Here is a 19264-nt window from a genome sequence, read left to right on the forward strand (position 1 = left end):
TAATTATAGTGTTTTCTTATTGATTACTATAAATGAACCCTAGAATATTTGTACTACAATAATTTAAATACGTGATAGAACTCTTAATTAGGTCTAAAGCTATAATAATACAAGTGATCCAGATCGCTTTACGGTAAAAAATTGTAACTAATATACATTATCATTATAAAAAATAGATGCAGATCAATATAAAGATAATAAAGCTTTAATAACAACAAGATAGAATACGAATTAACAGTAACACATAAGAGATCAGATGCTTATAATTAGTATTAATTAAATTATTTTTATTTACAATGCTCTTTACGAAAATGACGGGGTAAATCAGATTAGAGTCTAAAAGTGGGTGTGTACTGTAGTCGAATAACCACTGGAAAGATTATTTGTATTACTAATTAAGTTTTGTGCATAAAAAGGCGCCCACATTGCCTGTATCAATGTGGGCGCAAAGGTAAGTATCCATTACCTACTTACTATATTCTCGGGGGGAAAATATAGAAGTATATATATAAGTTATCGTTGGGAGCTAAAATCAAAATGTTAAAAACACTCTAATCCGTTCTTTTTACTTGATTGGTTTAATGGTTAAACCAGCAAAATGAAAACCATTACGTATTACGCTTTTCATTTCTTCAAATTTTTAATTTGTAGCGCAAGCACTCAAATCGACTATCATGACAACAACTTTAATACTCATACAAATAAATATTGAAATGTTGTTCTCATTAAGTTGGTTGTACTTTAAACCAGTAATCCAAAGATTGAAAGGTATTAATGTATGATTATATGACAAGTGAGATCTTGATCTCATTTTTACTTTTTTGTCGCAAATTCAAGAATAGATACAATTTTAAGACAAAATAAAATAACCTATAAAATCAATAACTTGTATAACCACACTCATTTCATCTTTAATAGCAATCGATTATACATAAAAACTGAAAATTCAATGATTAACTATGATTAACTATGATTAACTGCCAATTGTAGTACTTTATCAGAGTGCGATAGTATCGACAGAAGACTTTAGCGAGTCTGGAGGGTTTACAGAAATGTTGATAATAAAAAAGCCAGTTATCAATGATGACAACTGGCTTTATTGACTACGAGGGTAGAATGAAAAAGATAACAATTTACACAGGCATCAAGTAACGCAAGCCTATAGTTTAAACTGTGAGATTGAGCCCTCTAATTGATTATTAATCACTGCAATTTGTTCTGACTCTCCGTGTTGAGCTTCCATTTCAACCTGCATTTTTTCAACCATAGAGTGAATATGGTGTATGTTTTGATTAATACTGACAATCACTTCATTTTGTTCATCGGCTGAACTTGAGATTTGCGCACTGAGCTCATTGGTTTGATTGGTACTAACACCAAGTTCAACTAAACTATTCGATACAGCCTGTGTCTCGGACACCATATCAGTACAAGTTGTTTTCGTTCTTAAAATTGCATTAACGACTTTAGCAGAAACATTATTTAATTCTGACAAAGTTGATTCTATTTCTGAAGTACTTTGTTGGGTTCTTGCCGCTAATGCACGTACTTCATCAGCCACAACAGCAAAGCCTCTACCCTGCTCACCCGCTCTTGCCGCCTCAATAGAAGCATTTAATGCCAACAAGTTAGTTTGGTCAGCAATACCACCTATGACTGATACAATCGATTGAATACTTTGGCTTTCATGCTCCATGGCTTCGACATTTGATGAGGCAATATCGACTTCATCCACTAAGGTATGAATCGTTCCTTGTGCTTGCTGCAAAGCACTTTGCGAGTGACTGCCCATCATGCTTGCACTATGACTTAATGACGCACTATCTTTAGCATTATCGGCAACCAGACCTGCAGTGTTCGCTAACTCCTCAACCGCTGTCACGATTAAATCGGTTTCTGCGACATGCTGACCTAAAATTTCCTGGCTAACCTCAGAGTGATGACGTAATGACTCCACGCGGTGAGATAGATTTTCTGAAACATCTTTCACTTCTAACATCATACGCTGAAGTTTTTCAATGAATTGGTTAATGCCAATCGCGATCTGACCTAAATCGTCGGATGTATTGACTTGCAAACGCTGAGTTAAATCGCCATTTCCATGAGATAAATCTTGTACAATTGCTTTCAATGATAAAATTGGACGATAGATATAATTAAGAATAAAGATCAATAGAGTCGCAGAAATAACAGTAATAACCAATGCCACTAGAATAAGGTTTTGACTTGCAGCATAAACTGGAGCTAATGCTACCTCACGGTCAAGAAGTAAAATTAAATTCCATTGTTTAGCATTCGTTAAGTCTATTGGCTGAGAAAATGATAGCCAACTATTCTCACCAGCATCGTAAGACTGTCCATTGCTTTGAGAAGAAGTTAACTGAGTAAAATTAGGTAATTGGTTGATATTAGAACGCACAGGAGCAAATTCAGCAGTAGAAGCTAAAATTAACCCGTTTTCATCGGTAATAATACCTAATGAGCCATCGAGAACATCAATATTTTCTAATGTCTTCTGCATATTATCTAAGCGAATATCTGACAGTAAAGCACCGCCATTAACTGGCATAACAACACCCGTCAAAGGATCACCTACACGAGTGAAAAAGACATCAATCAACATCGCTTTATTGCTTTGACGACCAAAAGTAAACCACGGTCTAGTTCGTGGATCATAAAGTTCTAAAACACCAATGCCACCAGGGAATGATTCGGAAGGGATAGACACAAAACTACGACCATCATCAAAGCCAAGCGTTACTTTATTCAAGTTACCCGCTTTGGCAGCAACTTGAAGACTTTTTTCATAACCGCTTTGAAAATTAGAATCATTATATAAGCTCGCTAACTGTGTCATTGCTGTTAAGTGATGCTTGATATTAGATTCGATCAATTCTGACTCATAAGCCATAGCACTATCTATGCTACTAAAAAGATCGTGTTGTGCTTTTGACTTAAATGATGAATAAGAGAAATAACTCATTGTTGATAGTGTGATAACTAACGAACTAATGACACTTGCTAATAGTATTCCCTTTAACCCTAGTTTATTCATTTTTTTTATGCCCTATACGAAAAATGAGTCATAAATTATGACTCATTTAATTATAATACAAATGATTAAAAACAGAATTTGTGACTAGAAACGGTATTTATATCCAAATTCTATCGCATTATCACGCTTGCCGTAATTTTCAGCGTAGTCACCATTTAATACCGAGTTTTTAAGTAACTCTTGTTTTAGCTTAAATTTACCGTAAAACGCATGCGAACGTGCGTTAGGCAAACGGTATTCGGCACTAAACTCATTTTCCATAGCAAAAGTATCATTGTTGTCATAAACATGATCACTACCTGATGCATCTTGAGAAAGTTTTTGTAAGAAAATAGCATCCCACACAAAAGTGAAGTCATTCCAGCGATAGGTTAGCCATAAGTCATAACGCATTTCTTTATTATAATCATTACGATAATCCTTACCTAAGCTCATACGATCAATGTTTTGTGAATAGCGAACGCGTACTTTTGCACTGAAGTCGCGTGAAAACTGATAACCGTAAAATGCACCAAAACGGATCGTTTCTGCTGTCTCTTTTACCTGGTAATCAAGTAATGGACCTGCTTGATATTCATTTTTATCACCCCAGCGGAAACGATAGTCAGTCTTAAATGTTAGCTCATACTGCTCTGGGGCAAAACCACTATCGATCTCTTTTTGGCTACGGTCATATTGCCAAGCTTGCTCAAAACCAAACTTAAAACCGTTATCCATACGATGGCCAAATTCAAATTTAGGGCGATCAGTACGACCATCTAATAATTTATGTTCCCACTTTAAAGTAATTGAGCTATCTGCAGCTAAAGCTGAACCAGAGGCCATAGCAAATAAGCTTGCCACTAATATTGTTTTTTTCATTTTAAATCTCTTTATATTGGTATGATACATACCAGGCACGCCGAAATAATAGACACGTGCCTATCAACTTTATAATAATTAAGTATTAGAACTAATTAATTAAATGCATTTACTGGGCTAAATACATTGTTACTCTCGTCTTCTGATAAGGCAAAGATAGCAGCATCGCGACCAGCACTTGAATCAGAAAGATCACTTGTAATCTCATGAGCAAAGTTAGTGAAGGTATTGCTAATTACGCTGGTATTACATTGGTCTTGATCAGCTTTAATTTGACCACCGTTCGAGTCGCCAATTTTAACGGCACTGGTTTCTTTTGAGTGACTGCCTTCCATTGTAAACGCATTGTTTTCAATAACAGTACCAAGCTTACCCGCACTAGAATTACAAGTTAGGCGAATTGCATCATTTTGCAGATCAGAGCTTAAATGAGTAAATGTGCTGCTGGTTAATTCAAAGTAACCATAAGAGCGAATCCAGTTACCTTTATTGTCAATTTGCTCTTGAGAGGTAATGTTTGAAGCATCAAAAGATAAGTTAGTTAAAATAACTGGCATGTTATCTTGACCTACTTTTTGAATATTGATTACTGCTTCTTTTTTGTCGTCGGTACTACCACACATTACAATCGCATCGTTCGTGAAGTTCAGATCTGAAATAGTTGCACCTTCAGCACCTTTAACAACATCAATACACGTTGAACCTGAAATAGTGGCTCCATCTTCACCAGTTAGTGTGATTTGTTTATCCAGTGTAATTACACCAGAATCAAATACACCTGTCGCTGCAAGTGTCACGGTAGCACCAACAGTAGCGGCTTCTATCGCTGCATTCACTTCTTCAACTGTTGTCAATGGATCATTTCCAACAGGTGGTGGAGTTTCACCATCATTCTCTAAGATATTGCCTGACTCTGTCGTATCACCAAATACATCATACAGTGCTGTTGAAGCATCATCTGTTTCACTCATTAGTTCTGCAAAGTTTACAAAAGTATTATCGGTGAATGTTGTTAGGCAGTTTTTATTACTGTTACCTACTTCACTAGGACGGCCAATTGTGGCTACTTTGGTCATAGCTGATGTATTCGCCGTAGCCATGCCAAACGTATTATTGTCAAACTTTGAACCATAAGGGTCACTATTTGAACCGCCACGTGACGCTGAACTATCACAGTTTAAATACATGATGCTTTTTGCATCTTCTGATTTATTAATAAAAGTACTATCCGATACATTAACTAGACCACGCGAATAAATCCACGCATCTGATTCACCGGTTGGTTCACTAATACCAGTGCCATCGATAGTGATATTACTTAACTTAACAGGTGTTTTATCTTTGCCTACTTTACCTACATTAATGATGGCATTTTGACTATCATTGCCATCACTACTACAAGCATCAACGACCATTTTTTCAAAGGCTAGGTTCGCAAGTGTCACTGCGTTACCGCCTCTTAATGTTTCTTCAGCACTTGATGGGATATAAAAACAGCTTGCACCCGTAATTTTAGCAACGGGATCCGATCCACTAACTACTTCACCTTCTGCTGATACTGAAGTAATTGTTAGCGGTTTTTCAAGAACAATCGTTCCCATTGAAGCAAAATCACCACCAACGACTAAGCCAATGACATCACCAGCTTTAGCTGCTTCAATCGCTTCTTTTAGTTCATCGCCTGTTTCCACTGAAATGATTTCTCCAACTGGAGGCAATTCAACAGGTGGTGTCTCACTACCATCGTCTGGAATATGTGGTTCATCATAGAAATTACAACCAGCAAGCGAGCCAGCTGCTAATGCAACACAGATCAAAGAAGACAGTTTTTTAAGTTTCATATTTATACTCTCGTGTTTTTATTGCCCCCTATTCATGGGGGCATTATATATATAGGGAATATTATTTTTTAAATTGAATCGGCACGCTTAAGGCGATAATTTGCACCCGTATCTTCCATAGTTAATACGGTTAAATTACGAGCACCACCATCAAAATTAGTTGCTTCTAACAAACCATTATCTGCACGCTTAAATTTAGGGTCACGGTATAAAATTCCATCCCATGGTAACTCTGTACCTACCACAGAACCGTATACTACTTCGTTCTCATAAGTTGGGTTAACTAGTGGAGCAACATTATCATTCGCTTTAATTGCTAATGTTCTATTTGCTTGTGCATATGAAATATTATTTCTGAATGTTATATCTGTACCAGGATAAACCGTACTTACGCTATCGTTTTCATATAAGCTAACTCTGTGCATTTTATCTGAATAAAGAAAGTTTTGACGAGAGTCGATGATAGTATTGTTTTCAATCGTTACTTGATAAGCCGTTGCTTGTTTATTCAGCTCCATCCCTTTCACGTCTTGGTCTAGTGTTTCACCTGCCAATATGTCATTAATACCAGTATTAATCGCAATACCACCACGAACATCACCGGTACCCATTACACGCTCAATGTAATTATTACGAATAGTATGGCCTTGATCATAAAAACGAATACCACCGGAAAACTTTTTACCATTACCAATAATAACGTTATCTTCTACTGTTGTATTTTGACCATGACGCAATGAAACCATTGATGCATTATCAATAAATGTATTACCTTTTAAGATATTATCCCCTGACTTAAATGAAACAAGTTCCGTTTCGCCATCTGATTGTAAGAAAAGGTTTTCAGTAATAGTCGTTGCAGATGAGTAAATAGAGCTTTTTGAATCACCTACTCGAATAGCTTCCCAACTATTTGAGTTATAACGTTTTGCTTCAGCAATATCGAACTCGTTAAATTGGTTATGCTTTTGGTTATAGAATAGGTTACCTTTAACTAAGTGATGATCTGGTGTTTCATCACCTTTCACTTTTTGAATACCAATCAAAGTACCGCGCTTATGCTTTCCTTCAAAAGTATTATCAATTAGCTGATTATTTTTACCGTATACTGAGATCCACAAATTTTTAGGATACTCAGAGCGTCTTTCATCTGGTTCGTATTCGTAACCATAATTAAAGAAAAAGAACGTTGAATTGGTTAAAGTATTATTATCACCACGGAAAATAAGCCCACCCATACGCTGAGCAGGACCACCTTCGGTAAACACTAAACCATCAAGTGTAATGTTGTTACCTACAAGATTAATTTGAACAGATCCTGTAAACCATGCTGTACCTTCTTGCTTTGCTTTAATCACTACATTATTAGCTGTAATGTTAAATTGGCCTAGGTCAGCATATTTGCCTGCATCAATTTCTAAAGTGTCACCATCTTTTAAATTAAGTAATTGTGTTTTTAGAGCTTGAGCATCACCTGGTAAAATAGCATTTGCATCAATAATGGCTTTGCTATTAACCTCAACCGTTGCGGTATTCCACTTAGCATCTTCAAACAAATCGGTCGTTGTTGAAGCACAACCACCAAGTAAACTGAGCGAAATTGCTCCCGCAATCATAGACTTTTTCATTTTACACTCTCCAATTGTATTATTTAATTATCTGATATCCTTATCAATAAAACTGTGATCGAGAGCAATAAGTTAATTCCAAAAATGTAACAGCCATTCAAGTATTATTTGCACAAAAAGCATAATCCAGAACAAAATACCATTAAATCATAAACTTATAATCATAACAAAAATCACAAATTTACAGAATGATTATCCAAAAATGTTATATCTATCACAATTTACTATATTTATTAATGCTAGATATACTTACACAATTGTATTGTATGATCATAATCCAAATAAAAAGTAACGATCATGAATACAAAAAATACATTAATTGCAACAACTCTACTATCATTCGCCATCATTGGTTGCAACTCCGATAAAAATGAAACACCCCCTAATATTCCTGATGTTCCTGATGTTCCTGATGTTCCTGATGTTCCTGATGAGTGTACTGATTGTGGTTGGGATATTAATCAATGGAAAATCACGCTACCAGTAAGCCGAGATGACTTTTATGGTACTGGTGGCGAAAGCGCTGCGGAATTAATTCCAGCAGAATGCACTGGAAAAGATGTTTTAGATGATGAAACCGAACTACCCTACTTCTGGCGCACTGAAGATGATAATCAGAACCCACAGTTAATTTTTTCAGTTAACCTCGGTGATGAAGGGGCAACCACAACGAACTCGAGTTATGTTCGCTCTGAATTGCGTGAACTTTTTAATTTTGAAACGGAAAACCGTTGCAGTTCATCCAATCAAAACTGGTCGATTACTGGTGAACACCGACTAAATACACAACTAGAGATCCAAGATTACCCAGATAAGAGCGTGATAGGTTCAGATCCTAAAGTGATTGTTGGTCAAGTCCATGGCTATGAAATAAAACAGGCGCTCATCAAACTTCAATGGGAAGGTGAAGAAAAACCTATACGTGCCATTATTAATGATTCGTTTAATGAAAATAATGAGACTTGTGATACCTGTAACTCATTTAGTCTAAACCTTGGTACTGTTACTGCCAATACGCCTTGGCAATATACAATCCATGTCAATGAGACTGGTATGGAAATCAGCACATTGATTGCAGGTAAGACAGAGACCACTGGAGAGCTTAAATGGGGAGAAACTGTGATCGATAAAGATGGTAAAAGCTATACTTTATCTAAGCAATGGGGGGATGCTGCCTACTACTTTAAAGCCGGTATATACCCACAAGTAAAACCTGATCCTGACTTTAGTAACCAAATTTTCCAAGTTGGTTTTAATCACATTAACATTACTCACCCATAATTTTTAACCATTTTTATCAATCACCTGCTGCACTACGATAAATACGAGTAGCAGGTGTGATTTTTTCTAAAACCCAACCGACTCAAATCACATTTATAATACAAATAACAGTACAGCTACCGATTAAAATAGCAATCGATACAACTATCAATATCAATAGTTTACAGAGAAAAAAACGTGCTCTATTTATATTTTTTGATATAAAATGGCAAAAATATGGCGATTTAGATCACAGTTTTGGGATAGCAAAACTTATATCATCTTTGCCATATCTTAATACAAATGTTCGTAGGACTTTTAATGCAAAACAATAATAAAATCCTTTTAGCAGTGTGCTCTACTTTACTTGCCACCTCTGTTAGCGCTGCTTCTCTTGATTTCCGCCAAGAATATAAACATGAAGATGAAACATATGCTAGCCGTATCAAAATTGGTGGCAGTACAGGTCCACACGCTTACAGCATTGAATCAAAGCAAGTAGGTCAGCCATTTAAAGATCTTGCAAGAGGCGATAACGAGTTTGAATATAGCTACCGCTACAAGTTCACCGATCAATTCTATATTCAACCAGGTATGCCAATTACTTTTGGTAACGATCGTACTACCTACAAACCTCAAGTTCGCATCGGTTACAATCTAGACTCTGGTTTACAAGTTAAACTACGTTACCGTCATGAATTCCGCCAAGGTACAAATGAAACAGGTGGCGACAATACAACGAAAAGTAAAGTAACTGGTAACCTAGATTACTCACACAACGGTTGGCAATTTGGCTTTGAAGCTAACTACGAATACTCACATGATGACTATGCGCGTAAGTATGATGAGGATTACTCTAACTGGGATGCTCTAGTTAAGTTAGGTTACAAGATTCCAAACTCAAACTGGCGCCCACATATTGAGTTCGGTAATGTCACATTTACTAATAATGATAAATCAAGTCATGAACGTCAATTACGTAGTCGCGTAGGTATCACTTACTACTTCTAATTTGGTATTTTACTACTTTAGATATAATGTAAAAAACGGCCTGATTAATATCATAATTAATCAGGCCGTTATTGTTATTATGAATCGGTTTTATAGCGCTATTTCATTTTACGTAGCCACTTTTTCCATTGAATCGGCATCATAGGGATAACAATAAGCGCAATACCTAATCCGGTTAACATATCCGGAATTTCATCAAACCACATCACACCAAAAAGCGTCACAAATGCTAAGCCTGAATACTCTGCTAATGCAATTTGACCTGCCGCTGCTTTTTTATAAGCCACCACCACCAGCGCATGATAACCAAGTACGAATAGATTGATCGCCATAATCCACATGACATGCACCCAAGTAATCTCAGTCCACTGATAAATAGCCAATACGAGTGCCAGCGGTAATGTCATCACACTGGTCCAAAATAGTGTCGATATTAAATGCTGACCTGGTGGTAAACGACGAATAAGGATATTACCTAGCCCCATTGCAAGTGCGCTGCCCAAACCAACAATAGCAGCCCAATGAAAGTGCTCTGGTCGCAACACGATAAGAACGCCAACAAAGCCAATACAGGTTGCAATAATTTTACCTAAAGGTGGTGTCTCTTTTAATAAAAACACTGAAAGCGGTAGCATCATTAAAGGTCCAACATAAAACATAGCATTCGCTGTTGCCAACGTTAAATGCGTGATGGCAACCATAGCGCAAGCACTGCCACCTAAAATCAGTTGAGCACGCCAAAATGCTATTTTACAGTGCCCCTGTTGACGCTGTGCTTTTGGTAAACGAATCCATAAAGGAAACAGCAACATAACGCTGAGCAATTGACGGATAAAAACATATTGAAAAATGGGTACTTCACCGTTTAAAACTTTCAAACTTACGTCTGAAAACGAAGCTAATAAGTTCGCTAATACCAGCAGAAGAATGGCATGGTTAATCGATTTTTGGGACATGTAACTCTCTATTAAGGGTAGTAATACCGTTGATTCTCATTTTAGAAACAACAAAAAGCAGAAGAACAAAAACGCCCTTCTGCTTATCTATTTATTTATAAAACAGTGATTAAACTAGTTGCTTAATCTGTATAAGTGGCTAAAGTTCACACCTTCTGAGGGTGATATACGCTTTTGCTGTGCTAATAATAACTCAGCAGTTGAAACCGCATCAACTAAAGCATTATGACTATTATACTCTGGTAAGTTATAACGTTCTCGGGTAGCCGATAGTAGTAAGCTGAGATCCTCTTGATTATTAATCGCCATAGCAAGCTTTTTCTCAATGCACAGAGTATCTAACCATAAGAAGGGAGCATCACTGACGTGATAATTTTCACGAATATATCGATTTAAAAATTGCGTTTCAACCATACAACCATGAGCAACGAGCACTCTGCCCTCTATTGCTTCAAGTAAAGCTAAAACACCATCATGAATCGAAACGCCTTCAACTAGCATCTGCGGAGTAATATGGTTAATAACCGCCGTTTCAGGGTTTACTTGTGAATCACTGTTTATGTATAAATGTTGGCACGTCGCTAAATCAATACGGTTATTCGAAACAATCACCCACCCCATAGATAAAATCAGATCATGTTCACTATCGAGTCCGGTGGTTTCAAGATCGAGCACTAAATAATCCAGATCCTCTGCTTTATCCGCCAAGTCTGGGCTAGGTTTTTCTATAAGTGTCGCCAGTAATTTAGGGATATTACCTTGCTCTAAGTACTTTTTCCGCTCACGAGTCACACGCGTCAAAGGGTGAAAATAGTTAAATAATCGATTCATTAACGAGCTCCACGTGAACCAAAGCGAACTTTAGCGGCATCTTGTAATTCAGCAATAATCCTAAACGCATCTTTTAAATGCTGACGCTCAAAACTACCAAAACTGTTTGGATCAATATGATTGTTCGGCTCTTCGCCTTTCTTTAGCGCTTCAAGTTGATGGCTAAATCTAAAGGAAAGAATAAACTGATATGCACCAATAATATTTTTATAAGCATCATCACTCAGCAAACCTTTTTCATTCGCTGCAGCAAAGCGCTCTTCCGTACCAGAAAGATCACATTCAACAGCAAGACCATAGATACGTGCTAAATCAATAATTAAGTTTATGGCATATTTCTTTATATTCAGCGTGCTTTTGTTTTCCCCAGATTTTTCTAGAACAAGACTGTTGAAGATTCCCAGTGGCGGATTCGTCGTTACTGCATCGGTCACCAAGGTTAATAAGAACTCTCGATTAGAGCGAATATTGCGGTGTAATTCATCACGTAAAATGGTTTCATAGTCACAATTGCCATACAGGGTTCTTATTTCTAGGAAGACACTAATGTTAAGTAAGCGTTCATATTCTGGATTGGCTACCCATTTCTTATAGTACTCTTTCCAAACATGAAGCGGTTGACACCACTTTGATGTTGAGGCCATATAGAAACCAGGACAAAGGGGGTACTCGCAAGAATTTAAACCATTAGATACGATAGTCGCGAGATGTTTAAAGTATATCCTGTCACTTTCAGTCGCATCATCAGAGAGAACAATCGCGCTGTCTTGATCAGATAACATATGTACTTCATTACGAGCGTGAGAGCCGGCAACAATCCAAGAAAAAGCACACGGCGGTTCACCGATTTTATCAATCGCAATTTGAATAATACGTTTAGTGTAAGCATCCATGATCATGCTCATCACTTTACCTACCGTCTCTGGAGCAACCTTCCCTTCCACCAAAGCTTCAAAAATGGCCTGCCTTTCTGGTGTGTATGACGCTAAGGCTTTAATACTTCCTGCGTATTTAATCTTTTCAATAAGAAATATCGCTTGTACACGGTGATTTTGTACTAAGTGAGAAGTCGTGAGTAGACCGACTACTTTATTATTCTTCACCACCGGTAAATTACGAATGTTAAATTGCATCATTACAGAAGCTGCATGTAAGACAAGATCATCCGGTTTAATCGTCAATGGTGAGTAAGTCATGACTTCTGATATCGGCCTATCAATAGGGACACCATGAGCAATTACACGCTTGGTCATATCTCGGTCAGTGATCAAACCAACAATACTCTCATTCTCATACACAACTGCACATGAGGAGCGTTCTACCATTCTCATTTCATGGGCGACTTTTTGGATGGTCATATCAGAAGTTACCACTGCGACTTTACCGCTAGCAACATCCTCGACACGACGAATAAAAAGCCCTTTCTCTTTATTTGACCAGACAACATCCAGAGCTGACTTTAAACGAACTTGTGCTTGAGAAGCAAAGTGTTCTGCCATATGCGGGCAGTTTTTGAAAAGTTGCTGTAGAGCAGAATGAGGAATAATATAAAGTAACGTACCTTCAATTGCAGTAGTGATATAACTCTCTTGTTCGTTAACTGCTACTTCATTTAAGAAGGTAAAACCAAATAGATCTTCAGCACCTAACCTTGCACGTAATACGCCATCAGATTTTCGTTGTTCCATAGCGCCAGTTCTAACTACATACAGTGCTTTTTCTTTATCTTCACTGGCTAAGTCAACAACTTCGCCCTTAGCCAAATAGATGATTTGGATGTGGCTTGCGAGATTTCTCAACGCTTCTTTATTGATTTTATCAAAAGGATCAATCTGATTAATAAATTGAATAATATTTGGCAGCAACGATTGTGGCATGATATATCTCACAAAAAAGGCTTAATAAGTATTATTATATAACAAACAACCGATGATGTTAATATTTTGATATGAATTAACATTAGGCATAATTATCGTTTATGTTCTTTCATTATAGCAGTCATAAAAAAAGCATACCTAAGTATGCTTCAATATCTGTCATGAGTATAAGCTCTATTACATGGTTGGCAATCTGTGCTTAGTTTCCTGCAAATGGTTTGCTGAAGCTTGACGAGCTTTATCTGAGTTACCGGCCATAATAGCTTCATATATTTGTCTGTGCTCATCAATACACGTGCTACCTTCTTCTGAAGAGTGAACGATAAAGTTAACAAACATCGTCGTAAGTATATTGCCAAAAGGTAAATAGAAATCATTGTCAGTAGCATTAAATATCAAGCTATGAAATTGCATATCTATATTTGTCCAGGCTTCCTGGTCAAACTCTGGGGCAGAGGCAACATCACACATTGCTTGAAATATTTCAGATAATTCAATTCTTTGTTCTGCTGAAGCATATTTAGCAGCTAAGGCACACGCCTCAGGCTCTATAGCACGACGCAACCCTAAGAACTGAAAACAGAATTGGTCAGTATCGGCAAGACCATCCATCCATTCAATTAACTGAGGATCAAGAAAATTCCAATAAGCTCTTTCAACTACTTTAGTGCCTATTTTAGGGCGTGATTGTAAAAGCCCTTTTGATGTTAATAGCTTCACAGCTTCACGCAATGCCGTTCTGCTAATGCCAAACTGCTCACAAAGAACCATCTCTCCTGGAATGATTGAACCTTGAGGTAATTTACCTGAAAGAATGCCGCGCGCAATTTCCCGTGCAACCTGTACATGCAGGCTACGCTTAGAGCCTGATATTGAATTAAAACTACCCGCCATTTTTCTATCGCTTTTAATTAATGTCTTATTTAATGTTAATATTAGCACTATTAGCACTATTAGTAACTATGAATGAAGCAATCAAATTCTGAAACGTGACATTGAAATTGCTCTTTAATTACACTGAATATAGAGCCTTGGTTATTATTCAGTATTTATTATCATTCCTCAGCCGAACATAATTCAATATTCTTTTTTAAATTAGCACTATAAATAATACAATTAAAGAAAAACCCCAACACCGAATATGACTAACATCACACTCTACCTATTAAAAATCACCTTACAGCCATATAAACTTGACTCACGAAGGTACTATTGTATTATTAATTAGCTCGTAGGAAATAACAAACAGTAGGTTGCATTACGCATAATGATTTAATGCCAATGTATCTTAATTATGAACTCTACTACTGAAGTGGTAAACACATAACCTTTCTGCTTGTTATTTTTTACTTTATCTCAAGTCAGATTCGTCTGGCTTTTTTCTTTTTTAGGAGGTCTTTGTGGCCACGTTTTCTTTAGTCGAGGATTCAACTCGTCGAATCCATGTTCAAGTCGCCCGTCAAATTGCGCGTAAAATTCTTTCCGGAGAGCTCGCTGAAAATGAAAAGCTTCCGTGTGAAATAGATCTGTGTGAAATTTTTGGGGTCAGTCGTACGGCTTTACGAGAATCTACTAAGCTACTTTCAGCGAAAGGGCTCATCGAATCCAAGCCAAAAGTGGGAACCTCTATTCGCCCTCGCTCTCAATGGCACTTTCTTGATCCGCAATTACTTGAGTGGATTCAAGATTTAGAAGATACACAACCTTTCTTAGCACAATTTCTTGGTCTTAGAAAAGCGATTGAACCAGAAGCATGCGCGTTAGCAGCACAAAATGCAACGGTTGAACAACGCAAAGAACTGTCGGTTTTATTCCAGAAAATGACCGCAGCAGCTTTAGCCTTTGATTATGAAGAGTGGACAGTGAATGACCACCTATTTCACCAGACTATTTATCTTTCAACCGGTAATCAATTTTATATCCCATTTGGTAACATCTTATCTACGATATTTAAGCAGTTCATCGACCATTCAGCTGAAGGCGGTAATTTCTGCTTAACTGAACATAAAGCTATCTATGACTCAATCATGACTGGCAATGCTGATATGGCTCGTGATTTCTCTCAACTATTACTTAATGATAACAATCAAAAACTCTCTAAGGTTGCGAATGGTTAATGCGAACGAAGCTAATACAACAATAGCTCATACGCATACCTACCTCATTTCTTTGAGTTAATATCTGGCAAGTCCTCTCCCCTGCTTGCCTTTTATCACAACTTCAAACACTTCCATTTTTTGATACTATCATTTGTATTATAATAGATAACAGCAATTACTCTTTATCTTACTTTTCTCTTCCATAAAGGTCTGTTTGTGTCATCTCAATCCTACATTAAAAAGAATTTCTCTCTTGCTTGGCCATTAGCACTCAATGGGCTTCTTATGCAGTCCATGCTAATGATTGATACTTTCTTAGTGTCACCACTTGGTGAGATCCCTTTGGCGGCCATGGGAATCGCCACTACAATTGTTGCCTTTATACTCGGCATTCAGATGGCACTAGCAAATGGTACCCAATTGGTATTAAGCCGTGCTGTGGGCTCAGGGAATAACGATTCACTATCCAAGGCCTTTTGGTCGGGCATGCTGATTAATGCCTCTGTCGCTCTTCTATTTTGGTTACTATTAACACTCTTTGATGATGCGGTTATCCATGCTATTACTGATAACACATCACTTCATCAAGAAATTTCTACCTACTTGAGCATCTCTAAATATATCGTTCTGTTCACTGCTGTGACTCAAGTTATCATTGCTTTATTTAATGGCTTAAGTAAATCAAAAATTCCATTTAAAGGCTATTTGATTGAATTACCAGTCAATACTTCTCTCTCTTACTTATTTATACACGGCTTTTATTTCTCTGATAGCTTTTACCTTAACGAAATGGGCGTACAAGGTGCAGCATTAGGAAGTGTTATTGCGATTGCGGTTAGGTTGGTTTATTTAAGCCGATCGATAACGAAAAGTGCGGGAGTGACTTTGACGCCGCCAGCAATAGGCTTAGCAATGGTACACAACATTCGCAATCATGCTGTGGAAATTTTTCCTGTTGCCGTTAATGTCACGATCTTAATGATTGGTGCAACCATTTATCAATTACTCTATTCCCAACTCGAGATTAACGCGTACGTTGCTATTACTCTGATCATGCCCTGGATCCGCTCAGGCACTCAGTTCATAGCAGCTTGGTCTCACTCTTCTGCCATTACGATTAGCCAAGCGATCGGCTCAAAGGAAATGGATGACCTTAGAGAAAATGTTGATACAAGCATCAATATAGCGGTCGTAATATCGATTATCTGCGGTTTTCTTTTTGCTGGGCTGAGTTTTATTATTGCTGATATTTATCCAGATCTTGATGCAGCGACCTATCAAGCATTAGCACTTATCGCACCGTTATACATTCTTCTACCGATTATCCGTGGCTATAACACTGTGCATGGCAATATTCTTCGTGCGCTTGGTAAAACCACCGATGTATTTAAAATCAACTTTACAGGTCAGTGGGTTATTTCTATTCCGCTGTGTGCTTTCATCATTTTAGGCTTAGATGGTTCCATTTTTTGGGCGTTTGCAATGCAACCCTTTGAAGAGTTAATTAAGGCCTTCCCTTTCCGATACCTAGCTCGTAAGTCTCTTAAAGAGTTTGATCTGAAAAAAGCAGAAAAGTTAATGTACGACTAGCTGATTTGAGCCAGACTGTCACCCAATAAAAAACCGGACACCTGTAAAGGCATCCGGTTTATTTTTACTTCGACTTAACTGTATCGTTTAATAAAAAGGATTACAGTTGAGCGAATGAACCTTCCCAAGTGAATGCCTCACCAGCAAACTCAACACTGTGAGTTGCTTGCTGAGCTTCTTCAGCTAGGTTCGAAATTGCGTAGTGGTAAGTGTTACCGGTTGTCGTAGCAATGCGAACAATAGTACCAACTTCGTTATCACCAACAACCGTTACTGACTCAACAAGTCCACGAGCATTAACAGATTGCTCGAACTCTTCATTAAAGTAACCATGAGTCTCTAGAACTGAAGCGAACACATGATCTTTACCAGATTGGCGCATGATCATTGCAGGTTCACTACGTAGGTTGAAGTCGTGATCGTTAGCACCTAGACGAGCAAAGATAACTTCGCTGTCTGCCGCTTGAGCACTGGTTACTAGTGAATAGTAGCTATTGTTAACTAACCAGCTAACCAGTGAACTGCCTTCGACTTTGCCAGAACCTAAATTCCAAAGGTGTTGATAGCCATCTGAATCGCCAACTGGTTTCAGTGTGCTTTCTGTCTGGTATTCAAAATCAGTACGGATGATTTGACCTGTGTAGTGTACAGGTAGGTCGTACTGGTTCTCTTGCTCAGATTGAATACGATAAATGTCAATCACAAGTGGCTTTTCAAACTCAGGCAAATCTGCAAGTAGGATGCTACGTTGCATTTCTGTACCTTCGTAGTAACCAGAAATACGACCGCTCATGCCTTGTAGCTTGTCATTTTCAATATTGAAGAAATGCTTTTGACCAAACTTAGACTCAGCAAGTGCTGTGTTAAAGTTGTTTTGCGTCTTCTGGTTTACCGTCACAGTATTATGCGCAACAGTTTGCTTACAGTAAGACTTATTTTCTGGAATGTAACGACCGCCAAACTTAGGCTCAACGTTTACCCAACGACCGTAGCCGTAGTCATGCAGAACTTCAACACCACGGTTGAAGACACTTAGGTGCAGACCGTCATAGTGACCGTGATCCAGCGCCGAGTGATATTGGTGATCTGAACCGTGCTGACCGAACCAGATAAGCGCCATAGTATCGTCATCTTTTACATCACGGTGACGTAGGATACCTAGACCACCTTTTTCGCCCTCAGGACCATCTGTGATGTATAAGCTACCCCAGTTAAATGGCTTGATTTCATCAGCGGCTTCAACGGCATTAGACAGTGTTTGACCTGAAGTATGAACCCAAACATTTTGCTGGTGATTTGCCATTGCAAGTAGCGTTTCAGCTTGCTCGTAACGGTGGAAACATACGCTTGTCGCCATGACAACGCCTTCATCATTGATTGAAATCGTTTTTGATGAATCGTTACATGCAGGCAGAGAACCGTCAGGGAATGCTGTTTTAAATACTGCGTAAGACGTAGTTTTAATCACAGAATCGTTAAACTCGTAGATACCAACTTCTGGTTGACGGCGTTCAATCGCTTCAGCAAACAAGTAAATTGGACGTAGTGAGAAACGATGGTAGTAAGGACCTTCCATGTAGTAGCCATCTGGCGAAAACAGTTGGTCAAGTTGAGCAAGGAAACCACCGCTTACTTTGTCTAATTTAAGACCGTAAAGTGCTTTATCTACTGATGCTTGATCGTTAATCGCGTAACCACAAATACCAACGGCAGCAACCGCCCACAGACCGTGGTTGTGAACGATATCGAAATCGTGACCGTAAGTAACAACAAACAAATCAATCATTTGCTTAAATAGGTCGTTTTCAATCAGTGCTTTTTGCTCGTCAGAAAGTGTATGGAAAATACATGAGTAAGCACAAGATGAATATAGCATCCACATGTTCTCATTCAACGTTTGGTGGAAGATCTTACCTGGTGGGTTAGTATCTTTACTTACGTTGCTTTCTAATGTTGGGTAAACTTTTGCGTATGCTGTTAGCATATCAGCAATGTAGTCGCGGTACTTTTGCTCTTCAGTAATTAAGAACAAACGTCCTGCAAGATCCATGTGAATGTAGTTTTGCTTGTGACGGTTATGTTCGTAACCGCCCCCCTCGCCGTGACCAGGAACTTCAATGCCTACTTCAGCCATATAAGCATCTGTTTGCTTGATGTCACGTGCCAGTGCTTTACCTAAAAGGCTATCCGTGCCTAGTGCTTTGCGAAGTTCTGCTGCTTCTTCGAAGTTAAGTAAAAGTGGTTGATAGCTCATT

Annotated in this window: 13 protein-coding genes; 4 read left to right on the forward strand and 9 right to left on the reverse strand. The window is 38.0% G+C overall.

The annotated features are described in order from the left end of the window. Positions 1–1159 precede the first annotated feature (1159 nt). The 4 genes from BCU68_RS14150 to BCU68_RS14165 form a co-directional block, all read right to left on the reverse strand. Positions 1160–3055 carry a methyl-accepting chemotaxis protein gene (locus BCU68_RS14150; RefSeq protein ID WP_102565404.1) on the reverse strand — a complete coding sequence of 632 codons (1896 nt, stop codon included), beginning with the start codon at positions 3053–3055 and terminating at the stop codon, positions 1160–1162. Positions 3056–3139: 84 nt separating this feature from the next. Continuing rightward, entirely contained in the window at positions 3140–3916 is a 777-nt protein-coding gene (locus tag BCU68_RS14155) for a hypothetical protein (protein WP_102565405.1), read from the reverse strand. Positions 3917–4011: 95 nt separating this feature from the next. Beyond that, on the reverse strand, positions 4012–5757 hold the full coding sequence (locus tag BCU68_RS14160; protein ID WP_102565406.1) for a hypothetical protein: 1746 nt from the start codon (positions 5755–5757) through the stop codon (positions 4012–4014). 68 nt (positions 5758–5825) lie between these two features. Next, positions 5826–7385 carry a polysaccharide lyase 6 family protein gene (locus BCU68_RS14165; protein ID WP_102565407.1) on the reverse strand — a complete coding sequence of 520 codons (1560 nt, stop codon included), beginning with the start codon at positions 7383–7385 and terminating at the stop codon, positions 5826–5828. Between the two features lie 297 nt (positions 7386–7682). Here BCU68_RS14165 and BCU68_RS14170 point away from each other — a divergent pair, with 297 nt between their 5' ends. Both BCU68_RS14170 and BCU68_RS14180 read left to right on the forward strand, forming a co-directional pair. Next, positions 7683–8666: a polysaccharide lyase family 7 protein gene (locus tag BCU68_RS14170; RefSeq protein WP_102565408.1), complete on the forward strand. Its 984-nt coding sequence runs from the start codon at positions 7683–7685 to the stop codon at positions 8664–8666. Positions 8667–8966: 300 nt separating this feature from the next. Then, on the forward strand, positions 8967–9656 hold the full coding sequence (locus tag BCU68_RS14180) for an oligogalacturonate-specific porin KdgM family protein (RefSeq protein WP_102565410.1): 690 nt from the start codon (positions 8967–8969) through the stop codon (positions 9654–9656). Between the two features lie 98 nt (positions 9657–9754). On the opposite strand, the gene BCU68_RS14185 is transcribed toward BCU68_RS14180, so the two are convergent. The 4 genes from BCU68_RS14185 to BCU68_RS14200 form a co-directional block, all read right to left on the reverse strand. Continuing rightward, positions 9755–10612, reverse strand: a complete 858-nt coding sequence (locus BCU68_RS14185) for a DMT family transporter (RefSeq protein ID WP_102565411.1) — start codon at positions 10610–10612, stop codon at positions 9755–9757. Positions 10613–10726: 114 nt separating this feature from the next. Further along, on the reverse strand, positions 10727–11443 hold the full coding sequence (locus tag BCU68_RS14190) for a 3'-5' exonuclease (protein ID WP_102565412.1): 717 nt from the start codon (positions 11441–11443) through the stop codon (positions 10727–10729). Continuing rightward, the gene (locus tag BCU68_RS14195) at positions 11443–13320 is read right to left on the reverse strand and encodes a putative nucleotidyltransferase substrate binding domain-containing protein (RefSeq protein ID WP_102565413.1); all 1878 of its coding nucleotides are present in this window, start codon (positions 13318–13320) and stop codon (positions 11443–11445) included. Before BCU68_RS14195 ends, BCU68_RS14190 begins: the two co-directional genes overlap by 1 nt. Positions 13321–13497: 177 nt before the next feature. Then, the gene (locus BCU68_RS14200; protein ID WP_102565414.1) at positions 13498–14214 is read right to left on the reverse strand and encodes a FadR/GntR family transcriptional regulator; all 717 of its coding nucleotides are present in this window, start codon (positions 14212–14214) and stop codon (positions 13498–13500) included. A 506-nt stretch (positions 14215–14720) separates the two neighbouring features. Between BCU68_RS14200 and BCU68_RS14205 the strand changes: the two genes are divergently transcribed. Next, positions 14721–15437: a FadR/GntR family transcriptional regulator gene (locus tag BCU68_RS14205; RefSeq protein ID WP_102565415.1), complete on the forward strand. Its 717-nt coding sequence runs from the start codon at positions 14721–14723 to the stop codon at positions 15435–15437. A 216-nt stretch (positions 15438–15653) separates the two neighbouring features. Beyond that, positions 15654–17009: an MATE family efflux transporter gene (locus tag BCU68_RS14210; RefSeq protein ID WP_277868787.1), complete on the forward strand. Its 1356-nt coding sequence runs from the start codon at positions 15654–15656 to the stop codon at positions 17007–17009. 100 nt (positions 17010–17109) lie between these two features. Here BCU68_RS14210 and BCU68_RS14215 read toward each other — a convergent pair whose 3' ends face one another. Continuing rightward, positions 17110–19263: a heparinase II/III family protein gene (locus BCU68_RS14215; RefSeq protein ID WP_102565417.1), complete on the reverse strand. Its 2154-nt coding sequence runs from the start codon at positions 19261–19263 to the stop codon at positions 17110–17112. Between the last annotated feature and the right edge of the window lies 1 nt (position 19264).

The sequence above is a fragment of the Vibrio sp. 10N.286.49.B3 genome (genome assembly GCF_002873395.1).
In the GTDB taxonomy this organism is placed as follows: domain Bacteria; phylum Pseudomonadota; class Gammaproteobacteria; order Enterobacterales; family Vibrionaceae; genus Vibrio.

Bases quoted from the DNA above. Each gene is read 5' to 3' on its own strand.
- BCU68_RS14150 (WP_102565404.1), bottom strand. From the start codon at position 3,055: ATGAATAAACTAGGGTTAAAGGGAATACTATTAGCAAGTGTCATTAGT.
- BCU68_RS14155 (WP_102565405.1), bottom strand. From the start codon at position 3,916: ATGAAAAAAACAATATTAGTGGCAAGCTTATTTGCTATGGCCTCTGGT.
- BCU68_RS14160 (WP_102565406.1), bottom strand. From the start codon at position 5,757: ATGAAACTTAAAAAACTGTCTTCTTTGATCTGTGTTGCATTAGCAGCT.
- BCU68_RS14165 (WP_102565407.1), bottom strand. From the start codon at position 7,385: ATGAAAAAGTCTATGATTGCGGGAGCAATTTCGCTCAGTTTACTTGGT.
- BCU68_RS14170 (WP_102565408.1), top strand. From the start codon at position 7,683: ATGAATACAAAAAATACATTAATTGCAACAACTCTACTATCATTCGCC.
- BCU68_RS14180 (WP_102565410.1), top strand. From the start codon at position 8,967: ATGCAAAACAATAATAAAATCCTTTTAGCAGTGTGCTCTACTTTACTT.
- BCU68_RS14185 (WP_102565411.1), bottom strand. From the start codon at position 10,612: ATGTCCCAAAAATCGATTAACCATGCCATTCTTCTGCTGGTATTAGCG.
- BCU68_RS14190 (WP_102565412.1), bottom strand. From the start codon at position 11,443: ATGAATCGATTATTTAACTATTTTCACCCTTTGACGCGTGTGACTCGT.
- BCU68_RS14195 (WP_102565413.1), bottom strand. From the start codon at position 13,320: ATGCCACAATCGTTGCTGCCAAATATTATTCAATTTATTAATCAGATT.
- BCU68_RS14200 (WP_102565414.1), bottom strand. From the start codon at position 14,214: ATGGCGGGTAGTTTTAATTCAATATCAGGCTCTAAGCGTAGCCTGCAT.
- BCU68_RS14215 (WP_102565417.1), bottom strand. From the start codon at position 19,263: ATGAGCTATCAACCACTTTTACTTAACTTCGAAGAAGCAGCAGAACTT.